General features: G+C 66.9%; 15 protein-coding genes. 10 read left to right on the top strand and 5 right to left on the bottom strand.

The window, feature by feature from the left end; all coding sequences use genetic code 11:
- Nucleotides 1-180: 180 nt before the first annotated feature.
- From CKO41_RS18560 to CKO41_RS05045, 4 genes are read left to right on the top strand one after another with little or no spacing between them, the layout of a single operon-like run.
- On the top strand, nt 181-381 hold the full coding sequence (locus CKO41_RS18560) for a helix-turn-helix domain-containing protein (protein WP_242463969.1): 201 nt from the start codon (nt 181-183) through the stop codon (nt 379-381).
- 17 nt (nt 382-398) lie between these two features.
- On the top strand, nt 399-620 hold the full coding sequence (locus CKO41_RS05055) for a hypothetical protein (protein ID WP_200381434.1): 222 nt from the start codon (nt 399-401) through the stop codon (nt 618-620).
- 42 nt (nt 621-662) lie between these two features.
- A complete protein-coding gene (locus CKO41_RS05050) occupies nt 663-1,001 on the top strand; it encodes a UPF0175 family protein (protein WP_200381433.1) in 339 nt (112 codons plus the stop codon).
- A complete protein-coding gene (locus CKO41_RS05045; protein WP_200381432.1) occupies nt 986-1,465 on the top strand; it encodes a PIN domain-containing protein in 480 nt (159 codons plus the stop codon). Before CKO41_RS05050 ends, CKO41_RS05045 begins: the two co-directional genes overlap by 16 nt.
- Before the next feature lie 254 nt (nt 1,466-1,719).
- On the opposite strand, the gene CKO41_RS05040 is transcribed toward CKO41_RS05045, so the two are convergent.
- On the bottom strand, nt 1,720-1,947 hold the full coding sequence (locus CKO41_RS05040) for an AbrB/MazE/SpoVT family DNA-binding domain-containing protein (RefSeq protein WP_200255426.1): 228 nt from the start codon (nt 1,945-1,947) through the stop codon (nt 1,720-1,722).
- 697 nt (nt 1,948-2,644) lie between these two features.
- Here CKO41_RS05040 and CKO41_RS05035 point away from each other — a divergent pair.
- From CKO41_RS05035 to CKO41_RS05025, 3 genes are all read left to right on the top strand, one after another.
- Nucleotides 2,645-2,881 (top strand): DUF4160 domain-containing protein, encoded by a 237-nt coding sequence (locus tag CKO41_RS05035; protein ID WP_200381431.1) that lies wholly within the window; start codon nt 2,645-2,647, stop codon nt 2,879-2,881.
- The gene (locus tag CKO41_RS05030) at nt 2,862-3,134 is read left to right on the top strand and encodes a DUF2442 domain-containing protein (RefSeq protein ID WP_200381430.1); all 273 of its coding nucleotides are present in this window, start codon (nt 2,862-2,864) and stop codon (nt 3,132-3,134) included. The genes CKO41_RS05035 and CKO41_RS05030 overlap by 20 nt, the downstream gene beginning before the upstream one ends.
- 297 nt (nt 3,135-3,431) lie before the next feature.
- Entirely contained in the window at nt 3,432-4,313 is an 882-nt protein-coding gene (locus CKO41_RS05025) for a transposase (RefSeq protein WP_200381429.1), read from the top strand.
- Between the two features lie 64 nt (nt 4,314-4,377).
- On the opposite strand, the gene CKO41_RS05020 is transcribed toward CKO41_RS05025, so the two are convergent.
- The 3 genes from CKO41_RS05020 to CKO41_RS05010 form a co-directional block, all read right to left on the bottom strand.
- A complete protein-coding gene (locus CKO41_RS05020) occupies nt 4,378-4,812 on the bottom strand; it encodes a hypothetical protein (protein WP_200381428.1) in 435 nt (144 codons plus the stop codon).
- The gene (locus CKO41_RS05015) at nt 4,809-5,999 is read right to left on the bottom strand and encodes an OmpA family protein (protein ID WP_200250870.1); all 1,191 of its coding nucleotides are present in this window, start codon (nt 5,997-5,999) and stop codon (nt 4,809-4,811) included. Before CKO41_RS05015 ends, CKO41_RS05020 begins: the two co-directional genes overlap by 4 nt.
- Nucleotides 6,000-6,532: 533 nt before the next feature.
- A complete protein-coding gene (locus CKO41_RS05010) occupies nt 6,533-7,105 on the bottom strand; it encodes a gamma carbonic anhydrase family protein (RefSeq protein ID WP_338115541.1) in 573 nt (190 codons plus the stop codon).
- 522 nt (nt 7,106-7,627) lie between these two features.
- On the opposite strand from CKO41_RS05010, the gene CKO41_RS05005 reads away from it, so the two are divergent.
- The 3 genes from CKO41_RS05005 (at nt 7,628) to ubiD (ending at nt 11,838) form a co-directional block, all read left to right on the top strand.
- A complete protein-coding gene (locus CKO41_RS05005; protein WP_200381426.1) occupies nt 7,628-8,209 on the top strand; it encodes a CNP1-like family protein in 582 nt (193 codons plus the stop codon).
- A 121-nt stretch (nt 8,210-8,330) separates the two neighbouring features.
- On the top strand, nt 8,331-10,361 hold the full coding sequence (gene prlC, locus CKO41_RS05000; protein WP_200381425.1) for an oligopeptidase A: 2,031 nt from the start codon (nt 8,331-8,333) through the stop codon (nt 10,359-10,361).
- A 10-nt stretch (nt 10,362-10,371) separates the two neighbouring features.
- Nucleotides 10,372-11,838, top strand: a complete 1,467-nt coding sequence (gene ubiD, locus CKO41_RS04995) for a 4-hydroxy-3-polyprenylbenzoate decarboxylase (RefSeq protein WP_200381424.1) — start codon at nt 10,372-10,374, stop codon at nt 11,836-11,838.
- 103 nt (nt 11,839-11,941) lie between these two features.
- Here the strand turns inward: ubiD and rbp are convergent, their stop codons facing one another.
- The gene (gene rbp / locus CKO41_RS04990) at nt 11,942-12,208 is read right to left on the bottom strand and encodes an RNA-binding regulator (RefSeq protein ID WP_200250864.1); all 267 of its coding nucleotides are present in this window, start codon (nt 12,206-12,208) and stop codon (nt 11,942-11,944) included.
- Nucleotides 12,209-12,285: the final 77 nt, after the last annotated feature.

Raw genomic sequence — 12,285 nt, 5'->3', positions numbered from 1 at the left:
ACTACGAGGCGTAGGCTACGGCAAGGATCCCCCAGTGCCAGCTTCCGGGACGCAACGTGCACGCCACGAATGTCAGAAACCTGAAAAAGAACCCCTCCCTCGCGCTGCGCCAGGCCGAAGAGTCGCCGGGTCACTGGGGTCAGGTCTTGCAATCCAGCACCGCCCGACTACACGTCGCCCATGGCCAGACCCCTTCGTATCGAGCTAGCCGGCGGGCTCTACCACGTTACCTCGCGCGGCGATCGGCGTGAGACCCTATTGCGGCAGGCCATCGCCGAGCACTTCGGGATCAGTCGAATGACCGTCAGTCGGGCGGTCAAGCGACACGAGGACGCGGCCGCAGCCGATGGCGTTATAGGGGTGACCCCTGGGGGCTCCTGATCGTTCGAAACCGCGACTTGCAAACCTTTGAAACCCGTGACTTGCCCGACCGGATCGACGACCTGAGCCGAGAAGCGGAATCGGGAGGCCTGTCCATCGTCACGCGAGACGGCCGGCCCATCTTCGTTCTCTTCGCGGATGTCGATTTGAATCGCAACGGCCACGATGCCTTCGCCGGGTTCTGGTCGCTCCCTGTCCTGGATCAGCGCGGCATCGACACCGTAGACTACGAGGCGTAGGCTACGGCAAGGATCCCCCAGTGCCAGCTTCCGGGACGCAACGTGCACGCCACGAATGTCAGAAACCTGAAAAAGAACCCCTCCCTCGCGCTGCGCCAGGCCGAAGAGTCGCCCGTGCTTGTGCTCAAGGGCGATGAACCCAACGCGCTGATCGTCCACATCGACAAGTCGATTGCCGAGGGGGAGCGGTCGGTCAGACCAGCCTTGGCTGCGGCACTCTTCAAAGACGGTACACTGTCTTTGGGCGGAGCCGTCCGGCTGAGTGGTATGGTCACGCAGGCGTTTCTCCAGTACCTCGATGAATTGGGTATCGACGTCGTGCGCTTTGACGAAACGACCAGGCACGAAGCCGCGGACCTGGATCGATGGCTCGCGTCGTAATCGCCGACGCTGGGCCACTCATCGCCTTTGCTGGAATCGACGGACTCTTCATCCTGCGGGCGTTGTTTTCGCGGATCTGGATCACCGCGTCGGTGCGGAACGAATGCTTGGTGACCGTGGGAGTGGACGCTCAACGGATCGCTGCATCCATCCGGGACGGCTGGCTGTGCGTCGAGGCCCATGCAAGGGAATCGATCGCCTTGACCCCCAGCCTGGGGCTCGGTGAAAGCGATTCGATCCGACTGGCCCTGGAGGACCGGGAGCATTCACTGCTGATCATGGACGACCGGCTAGCGAGGCGGTGTGCCCTGCGCAAGGGGCTAAACATCGTCGGATCGGTTCGGCTGCTCGATGTGGCGCAGCGGCGAGGGTTGATCCAGAGCGCCGAGGGATGCGTTCGGCAGATGTCGGATTTCGGCTACCGGGTCTCCGTTGACCTGTTGGAGCAGATCCGATCCAGTTAGAAGTCTTATCGTTACCGCAAAAACGGGATCACGCAAAAACAAAAACGCAAACGCAACACGCCGGCAGCCTCAAGCAAGCAGGGTGCTTGAATGCAAGACCCCATCGCGCGCGTGTGACCCCATTGCGTGCCATTGCGTGCATTGCGGACGCCATCGCCGACTCGAGCAATCCGCGATCCCGAACATCGGACAATCCGCTACCAGCCGTTCGTGCAAAAGCATCGGGAGGTCGTCGGAAAGCCAGACAGGTTCCGTCACTTGGCCAACTCGCGCAGGGTATTGCGATACTTTCTGATGCCCTCCTCGGCGATCTCCATCTGCCGCTCGAACTCGGGATCATAGGGGGCCAGCCGATAGCCCCCTTCCGGGGCCTCGGTCAGAATCAGCTTGTCGCCGTCACCAAGATGCATGCGATTGAGCACCTCCCGCGGCAGCCGCACGCCCAAGGAGTTGCCGATCTTGACGATTTTCAGCTGAACCATGACGACCTCCAGAGTAGTTGCGGCTGCGAACACAAACAGGATCGCACCTTGCGAACCGCTCGGCAAAGCCCCGAGAACCGGTGTCTGTCACCGTAGTTGTCCGCTTTTTCACGCCGCTTGCCCAAGATCCGCGCCGCGCTCGCGGCACCGCCCGCCGCGACAGCGCAGGCCGAAGAAGCCGGCGAGCGCGTCCCCTTAGATGCCTATCCGTGCCCGACGTGCCGCACCGGCCGGCTGCGCGTGATCGCCCGCCTGAGCGCCCCGCGCCGCGACGGGCGAGGCGCCGCCTTGCGCGCCTGACACCGATCGCGTCGCCTCCTCCGGCTGGACCGACCCACAACGGTCGGCCCTTGTGCTCGCCTGAAATCCGGAGAATGGCCTAAGATTGCCCGCAGAGCCGTTGGATTGCGACCTCACGGACCGATGCCGATGCCCTTGATCAAGACATCTGCCCCTGCTCGACCCCTGGCCGCGCCCACGCGCCGTTGCCGGGCGGACCGGCCGCGACAATGCAATCCCCTCTTTCTAGAGCGTGCCCGAGCAGACGGACACGCCGTGCCGCGAGCGGATTAGTCCAACAAGCGCCTAAAGCCGACCATGTGCTGCGCCGTCGCACTCGGCGCGTTGTATTCGGCGTCATCATAGGCGCAGTACAGCCTGGCCTAGGCTTCACGTTCGGCTCTAGACAGAAATTGATATGCCCACTGTTCTAAGAATCAGAGGCTTGAGATTTCACTTTTACTCTGACGAAGGCACGGAGCCTGCTCATATTCATATTCGCAGCGCTGAGGGCGAGTGTAAGTTCTGGTTGTCACCGATATCGCTAGCACGAAATAGAGGTGTGCCCTCGCATAGGATCAGGGAAATCGAGAGAATCGTCTACGAAAATCAACCGTTTCTTCTGGAGAAATTCAATGAACACCATGGCGATTGAAAATGAGCCATGCGCCCTACGTGCTTGGGCCGAGGGCCGAATGATCTACCTCGAACTCACAGATGGACGTATCGTTGGCTTCCCGGCGGATCGCTTTAGAATTCTAAGTGCAGCCCCCGAGGAGAAACTGAAAGAAGTGAGCGTTGAGTTAAACGGATATGCTCTTCGATGGGAAGAACTTGACGAGGACCTAACTGTTGAGGGTGTAGTCGCCGGACGATTCCAACTCCCTCTTCCGGAACAAGCTGCATAGCGTTTCAGGCAGAAATTCGCGGAACAAGCGCACAAACTCCGCCCGCATGCTGGCTGGCCGTCGCCACGCTCTGGCCAGCCACCGGAGCGGCCCCGGCCCGGGGATATCGGGCAGGCGCAGCGTCAGCGCACACGGTCTTGGCCCGATCAATCGCCGCGACATGACACCGGCTTGCGCCTCATGCCGCGTAACCCAAGTGACGAAAAAACGGGGTCAAAAAACGGGGTCACAAAAAACGGGGTCACAAAAAACGGGGTCAGGTCTTGCAATCCAGCACCGCCCGACTACACTTCGGCCATGGCCAGACCCCTTCGTATCGAGCTAGCCGGCGGGCTCTACCACGTTACCTCGCGCGGCGATCGGCGTGAGGCCATCTATCGTGACGATGCGGATCGCAGCGCTTGGCTGGAGCTTTTAGGCGATGTCTGTGAGCGGTTCAACTGGCGGTGCCACGCCTACTGCCAGATGACGAACCATTACCACATCGTCGTCGAGACACCTGAGGCCAACCTGTCCAAGGGCATGCGCCAGCTGAACGGTGTCTACACCCAAAGGACCAACCGACGCCACGGGCTGGTGGGACACCTGTTGCAGGGACGCTTCAAAGCCATCTTGGTGGAACGCGATGCGTACCTGTTGGAGCTCGCGCGCTACGTCGTGCTGAATCCCGTGCACGCGGGCATGGTCCCGGCGGCGGAAGGGTGGGCATGGAGCAGCTACCGGGCGATGGTCGGGCGGGCGTCGGCGCCGGCGTGGTTGGAGACGGATTGGCTGCTCGGGCAGTTCGGCGAGGACCGCGGCGTCGCGCAGGCAGGGTATGCGGATTTCGTTCGCCAAGGGGTCGGCAGTGCGAGCATCTGGGAAGGTCTGCGTCATCCGGTCTTTCTCGGCAGGGAGGGTTTCGCCGAGCGCCATCGCGCGACGACCAAGCCCTTGGGACGGCTGCGCGAGGTCCCGCGCGCGCAGCGCCGGGCGTTGGCGGAGCCCCTCGCCGGCTTCGCGCGCCGGTATCCCAACCGTGACGAGGCCATGGCTCGGGCCTTCGCCACCGGCGTCTACACGATGCAGGAGATTGCCGCGTTCTTCGGCGTGCATTACTCGACGGTGAGCCGCGCCGTACGACGCCTCGAGGCCGCACCAGACTGCAACGCGCCCGCGCCGGCAGCCTCAAGCAAGTAGGATGCTTGAATGCAAGACCTGACCCCAATGCCCCTCAATGCCCCTGACCCCATGCCCTCGGGGTTCACTCTGCGGGTGCCGACACCGCGCCGCTGCGATGCTGCCGCTTGGCGGCCATCGCGGCACGCGAGGCAGCCGCCCGGTCGGCGGAATCCTGTTCCCATTGAAGACGCGCCTCCGACGACAGGATCTCACCGCAGACATTGTCCGGGATGCAGTACGACCGCTCCTCGAAGGGATCGTCGAAGCTGTAGCAGACCTGGCCGTCGGGACAGGAGCCGGGCGTGCAACCTTCGCGTCCGGCGCAGAGGGCGGGCGGCAGGCTGCGGCCGTCCGGGCACCGCACGTTCCAGCGTGCCAGGCACTTGGTGGCGCAGTCATGGCCAGAGAAAAAGCCATCACCCTGGAACGTGCAGGCGGAGCCAGCGGGCTGGCCGCAGCCGGCGGGCCACAGGCTCGCGCAAATCGCCAGTACAGAAATGAAGAGACGCCTCCTCATTCGCATGCCACCTCCACCCGGCGGTTGAGCGAGCGCCCGGCCTCGGTGCCATTGTCGGCGATGGGCTGTGCCTCGCCGGCGCCGGCTGCGGACAGGCGCCGCTCGTCGATACCGCGTTGCGCGAGCGCGGCGGCCACCGCCGCCGCACGTCGCTGTGACAGTTCGCGGTTGTAGGCCTCCGAACCCTCGCTGGATGTGTGGCCGACGATGACGATCCTCGACGCCGGCGCGTCCTTCAGGCCTTCGAACAAGGCATCGAGCACCGGCGCCGAGTCCGGGCGAATCAGGGCCGAGTCGTAGTCGAACCGGATGCCATGAACGATCGATCCGCAACCGGGCGGCCGCGTCTCGCGTTCGCTGCACTCGGTGATCAGTGTCGGATCGGACGCACCTGTATAGAGCCTGAACGGGGCGCGGTTGGTCGAGCGCACACCGATGACGGCGCCCTCTTCGTTCAGGCTCAGCACGAAGCTGCTGGGTACGCCGCTGTCGCGATGCCTGCCGGTGGCGTGCAGCAGGTTACCACTCACCGTGCCGCTCAGGTCGCCGGTGCCATCGTAGCAGCCGGACACGTTCGCGCCATCCTGCCGGAGCTCCAGCAGCAGGCCGCGGCCCTTCCACTTGCCCGTGAAGGTCTCCAGCATCGGCACCGGCTCCTGGCGCCCCTCGCCGATGATCTCGCTGAATTCGAAGAAGGTCTTGTCGCGTTGCACATCGATGCCGCCGCGCAGCCTGAGCTTCAACCAGGTCACGGGCTTCGCCGAGGTGGCCGGGATGCGCGTGATCTGTCCCTTCGCCGCGTGCGTCGCCAGGGTCGCGGCCGCGAGGGGCTCGAAGGGACCGTCCGGTCCCTCGCTACCGCCGAGGATCTCGACCTCGCGGAAGAAGGTCTGCGACGGGCTTGGCGTCTCGCGCACCTGCGGCACGGCGAAACCAGTGAACACCGTCGCCGCCGGCAGCCGGTAGACGAACCAGAGTTCCGTGTCCGCCGCGCCCGGTTTGGGCGTCACCACGAAGCCGGCCCCATCGCCATCGATGATCGCCAGCGCCGCGTCCATGTCCACCTTGAGTGCCTCCGCCATCCCGCCCACCCGCACGGGCAGCGCACCATTGGCGAAGTTCAGATAGTCGACGGCATGAGGGTCCTGAGCGGGGGATACCGTCGGTGTCGACAGCATCGCGGCCATGGCCAGGACATGATGCAGCCGAAGTCGTTCGTGAGAGGGCACGGCTGAACGCTCCTTCAGGTTGAGCGCTGGGAAATTCGGTCAGCACGGTCACGATGAAGCCGGCGCCGATCTCGATACGCAGGACGTCGCCGCGCAGGAGCACGAGCGGCCAGATCCAGGCTGCGGTCCCTGAGCGACACGTCGCCGATGCCGACCGCCGTCGGATCGAACCAGCGACCGCAACCCCGTAGACATGGGGGAAGTGATGATGGACAGCCGGCCATCCGTCACGGCGCCTGATTTCAAGAGACATGGCCGCGCCGGTCCACCGGCGCGGCCAGGGTCACCGCCCCGCCCGACGGACGTTGGCGCCGAGGTCGATGGAGACCCCGGCGGTCCGCCGCCAGCGATGGTCGCCCGCAAGCGGGCTCCTACCGGCGCAGGCGACGCCGGCGGAAGCAGCCGGTACGCCTCGCCTGCACTCGCCCGTGGATCAGCGATCCATCGTCTTCCGGCCGGGGTTCGGGAGTCGCGGCATCCAGGCCGTCGCCTCAGCGGGGACGGCCGTTGGGGTCCTGCGCGGTCGATGGCCCGGAGGCGTCGCGGTGGCGGGCGGCGACGCGGACGTAGTGCGCGGCCGAGTAGGCGAGGTGCTCGTGCTCCTGGTCGGTCAGCGGCCGCACGCGCCTTGCGGGCGCCCCGAGGTAGAGGTACCCGCCTTCGAGCACGGTCCCCGGCGCGACCAGGGCGCCGGCGCCGATCAGGGTGCGCGGGCCGACGACGGCCCCGTCGAGTACCCGGGCACCGATCCCGATCAGGCACAGGTCATGGACCTCGCAGCCGTGCAGCACGACCTGGTGGCCGACCGTCACATCGTCGTGGACGATGGTCGGCGCCCCGCGGGGCCGAAAGCGGCTGTCGTGCGAGACGTGGAGGATGGCGCCATCCTGGATGTTGCTGCGGGCACCGATCTCGATGCGATGGACGTCGCCGCGTACGACCGCGAACGGCCAGATCGAGGCATCGGCCCCGATGGTCACGTCGCCGATCAGGACCGCCGTCGGGTCGACCCAGACCCCGGGCGCGACCTGCGGTGCCCTGCCCTCGAAATAGCGCGTGCTCACTCGGCCACCCCCACAGCTGTTTTCCCGCCGATCGAATGTCCGTTCGCTAGTGCCTCGCTCCAGAAATACCGAGGCCGCTTTCATGTCGCCCTATGATGCGAGCGCCGTAGGGGCCCGCTCGCGGCGGCAAAGGGCGCCCGAAACCTAGACAGTAGGACCGCAAAGCGCGGCGCATCCCGCGATGCAGGTGTCGCCAACGCCTGGTGCCGACGCTCGCGCTGGACGCGACAGGCCCGTGCCATGCGCGGGGGGGCCGCCAAGGATGCCCGAATGCGCGATCGTGAGATCGTCAGCGGCGGGAGGCGTCGCGGTTTCCATCAGCGGCGGGATGCGCTGCGCTTTCCATAGGCGGCGGGATGCGCTGCGCTTTCCCGCCCTACGGCTACGCCTCCTTGGCGCCTCTGCGGTTGAACGGCCGGTCATCCGCAAAGGCTATCACAGCGCCGGCCGGGCTGAGCAGAGCGGAATTCTGGTATTCTCGAATCACGCTCCCTGCCATCACCATCGACCGCCGTTGTGCCCATGATCGAGCCATCCCGTCTTCTCGTTGCCCTGGTCCTGGGCACGCTCGCGGCGCCGCTGCCGGCCGCCTTTCGCGACGATGCCTTCGTCCCGGACCAGACGGCGCCGACACCCTCGAGCGTCCGCGAGGGCGAGCATTGGTCGGAGGGCGGCACGACTCTGCCGCCCTGGCCGCAGGACGCCGACCTGATCTTCTTTCCGGTCGATGGCCCGAAGGGCCTCTTTCGGTACGCGATCGACGGGCGCAACCTGGCGATCGGCGAGGACGAGGTGGTGCGTTACACACTGGTGGCGGAATCGGCGAGCGGCGCGCGCAACGTCTCCTTCGAGGGGATTCGCTGCACGGCGAACGGGCATTATCGGCTCTACGCCTATGGTGCCGCCGGGCGCTTCACGCCGGTCGCCGAGACCGATTGGCTGGCGATCGCCAAGAACGACCCGGACGGCTATCGCGACGACCTCTGGCGCACCTATCTCTGCGTGCCGCTGAAGTTCGTCCCCCGGACCCGACCCGAGATCCTGCGCGCGCTCGAGCGCGGCCGCGTCTCGCGCCTCGAGGGCACGGGCTTCATGGCCGATTGAGGCCGACCCGCGACGGCTCCATTCTGTCGATCATGTCCGTGCCGCATTGGCGCGGCGGGTGCCGTGCGCGCCCGCCCCGTCGCGCGGCCGTGCCCCGTTTCACTGGAGGTCTTGCCATCCCATGGACAATCCCCTGCTTTCGATGACCGGCCTGCCGGCCTTCACGCAGATCCGCCCCGAGCACGTCGAGCCGGCCATCGACCAACTCCTCGCGCGCTGCCGCGCCCGCATCGCCGAGCTGACCGCCCCCGATCACCTCCCGACCTGGGAGTCGTTCGTCGAGCCGCTCGACCTGGCCGACGATGAGCTGAGCCGGGCCTGGTCGCCGGTCAGCCACCTGAACGGGGTCATGAACAGCGAGGCGCTGCGCGCCGCCTACAACGCCTGCCTGCCGAAGCTCACCGACTACGGCACCGAGGTCGGCCAGAACGAGGCCCTGTTCCGCGCCTATCAGGCCGTCGCCGGCCAGGAGCACCTGGACGCGGCCCAGCGAAAGGTCCTGAAGAACGCGCTACGCGACTTCCACCTCTCGGGCGTCGACCTGCCACCCGAGAAGAAGGCCCGTTACAAGGAGATCAGCCTGGCCCTGTCGCAGCTCACGAGCCGCTTTTCGGACAATCTGCTCGATGCGACGAACGCCTGGAGCAAGCGGATCGACGACGAGGCCGCCCTCGCCGGGCTGCCGGCGTCGGCCCGCGAGCTCGCCGCCCAGACGGCGACTCAGCGCGGCGAGACCGGCTTTCTGCTGACGCTGGATCTGCCGTCCTACCTGCCCGTGATGACCTACGCCGATGACAGGGCGCTACGCCGCGAGGTCTACGAGGCCTTCGGCACCCGCGCCTCGGACCAAGGACCCCACGCTGGGCAGTGGGACAACGGCGAGGTCATGGAGCAGATCCTCGCGCTACGCCACGAGCTGGCCCAGCTCCTGGGCTTCGCCAACTATGCCGAGCGCTCGCTCGCGACCAAGATGGCCCGCTCGTGCGACCAGGTCGTCGCCTTCCTCGAGGATCTCGCGGCGCGCTCGATCGGGCGCGCCCGCGCCGAGCTCGAGGAGGTCGCGGCCTTCGCCCGCGACCAGCACGGCCTCGACCGGCTGGAACCCTGGGACGTCGCCTACTACTCCGAGAAGCTGCGCGTCCACCGCTACGCGATCAGCCAGGAGGACCTGCGCCCCTACTTCCCGCTGCCGCGGGTGCTCGGCGGGCTGTTTGGCGTCGTCGAGCGGCTCTTCGACATCCGCATCCGGGAGGTCGAGGGCGTCGAGACCTGGCACCCGGACGTGCGCTTCTTCGAGATCCGCGACGCCGGCGGGACGCTGCGCGGGCAGTTCTATCTCGACCCCTTCGCCCGCCAGAACAAGCGCGGCGGCGCCTGGATGGACGTCTGCACGAACCGCATCCACACCACGGCCTATGACCAGCTGCCGGTCGCCTACCTGGTCTGCAACTTCGCCCCGCCGATCGGCGAGCGCCCGTCGCTGCTGACCCACAACGAGGTCGAGACCCTCTTCCACGAGTTCGGCCACGGCCTGCACCACATGCTGACCCGGGTCGACTACCCGGCCGTCGCCGGCATCAACGGCGTGCCCTGGGACGCCGTCGAGCTGCCGAGCCAGTTCCTCGAGAACTGGTGCTGGGAGCGCGCCTCGCTCGACCTGATCGCCGCGCACTGGGAGAGCGGCGCGCCGCTGCCCGAGGACCTCTTCGCGCGGATGCTGGCGGCGAAGAACTTCCAGTCCGGGATGCAGATGGTGCGCCAACTGGAGTTCGCGCTCTTCGACTTCCGCCTCCACCGCGAGTATGACCCCGCCCGCGGCGGGCGGGTCTACGAGATCCTCGACGCGGTGCGCGACCAGGTCGCCGTCATCAAGCCGCCGCCGTTCCACCGCTTCGCCCACGGCTTCTCGCACATCTTCGCCGGCGGCTACGCGGCCGGCTACTACAGCTACAAGTGGGCCGAGGTCCTCTCCGCCGACGCCTTCTCGCTGTTCGAGGAGCGCGGCGTGCTCGATACCGAGACCGGTCGTTCGTTCCGCGAGAACATCCTGGAGCAGGGCGGCGCGGCCGACGCGATGGACCTCTTCGTGCGCTTCCGCGGCCGCGAGCCGCGCGTCGACGCCCTGTTGCGCCACGCCGGCATCGCGGCCTGAGGGGATGGCGATGGTCTATCAGGATCTGCGCGACTTCATCGCCCAGCTCGAGCAGCGCGGCGAACTCAAGCGTATCCGCATCCCCGTCGACCCCTACCTGGAGGTCACCGAGATCTGCGACCGCACGCTGCGCGCCGGCGGGCCGGCGCTCCTCTTCGAGCGGCCCAAGGGGTCGACGATGCCACTGCTCGGCAACCTGTTCGGGACGCCGCAGCGGGTCGCCCTCGGGATGGGCGAGGAGTCGGTCGAGGCGCTGCGCGAGGTCGGGCGACTGCTGGCCTTCCTCAAGGAGCCGGAGCCGCCGCGCGGGATGAAGGCGGCGTGGGAGAGCCTGCCGATCTTCCGCAAGGTCCTCGACATGGCCCCGAAGGTCCGTAACAGCGCCCCCTGCCAGGAGGTCGTCCACGAGGGCGGCGACGTCGACCTCGGCCAGTTGCCGATCCAGACCTGCTGGCCGGGCGACGCCGGGCCGCTGATCACCTGGGGCCTGGTCGTCACCCGCGGCCCCGAGAAGCCGCGTCAGAACCTCGGCATCTATCGGATGCAGGTCATCGGCCGCAACCGGGTCATCATGCGCTGGCTGGCCCACCGCGGCGGCGCGCTCGACTTCCGCGACTGGCAGCGCCAGCACCCGGGCGAGCCCTTCCCGGTGGCCGTGGCGCTCGGTGCCGACCCGGCGACCATCCTCGGCGCCGTCACACCGGTGCCCGATTCGTTATCGGAGTACGCCTTCGCCGGCCTCCTGCGCGGGCGGCGCACCGAGGTCACGGCCTGCCTCGGCAGCGATCTGCAGGTGCCGGCGAGCGCCGAGATCGTCCTGGAGGGCCACATCGCCCCGGACGACACGGCCCCCGAGGGACCGTTCGGCGACCACACAGGTTATTACAACGAGGTCGACCGCTTCCCGGTCTTCCAGATCGAGCGCCTGACCCATCGGCGCGACCCCATCTACCACAGCACCTACACGGGCCGCCCGCCCGACGAGCCGGCGATCCTCGGGGTCGCGCTCAACGAGGTCTTCGTGCCGATCCTGCAGAAGCAGTTCCCGGAGATCGTCGACTTCTACCTGCCCCCGGAGGGCTGCTCCTACCGCCTGGCGGTCGTGAGCATGAAGAAGCAATACCCCGGGCACGCCAAGCGGGTGATGATGGGCGTCTGGTCGTTCCTGCGCCAGTTCATGTACACGAAGTTCGTCATCGTCGTCGACGACGACATCGACGCCCGTAGCTGGCAGGACGTGATCTGGGCCATGACCACGCGCATGGACCCGGCGCGCGACACGCTCCTGATCGAGCACACGCCGATCGATTATCTGGACTTCGCCTCGCCGGTCTCGGGCCTCGGCTCGAAGATGGGCCTCGACGCGACCAACAAGTGGCCCGGCGAGACGACGCGCGAGTGGGGCCAACCGATCCAGATGGAGGCCGCCGTCAAGCAGCGCATCGATCGGATCTGGCGGGAGCTCGGGATCGACTAGCGAGGCGCGCGGGACGAAGAGTGGCCGTGCGTCCGACCGCCTGTTCCTCCCCGTGCGACGGGCGGTCTGCGCGGACCTCGCCGGTCCGGCGAACGCCGGCGCTTCAGGCCCGCCGGGTCATCCGATCGCCGCGCGGCCGCGCCTCGTTCACCATCACCTTGCGCCCCTTCAGCAGCAGCTCGTTGAGCTCGGCGATGGCCCGCTCGGCCTCGCTGTCATTGGGCATGTCGACAAACCCGAAGCCCTTCGACTGCCCGGAGAACTTGTCCTTGATGACCTCGGCGCTGACCAGGACGCCATGCTCAGAGAAGAGGTCGCGCAGCTCCTCGTCCGTCACGCTGTATGGCAGATTGCCGACGTAGATCCTCATCGTTGACTCTCGCGATTGGCGTGCATTGCTCCGACCGGCGCCCTCGACCCGCCAACGCACAAACGGATCGACGACGA

It is taken from the genome of Thiococcus pfennigii, from assembly GCF_016583835.1.
GTDB classification, from domain to species: Bacteria; Pseudomonadota; Gammaproteobacteria; order Chromatiales; family Chromatiaceae; genus Thiococcus; species Thiococcus pfennigii.
Note: the sequence above shows the minus strand (reverse complement) of the source record. Positions and strands in the feature narration are given on the sequence as shown.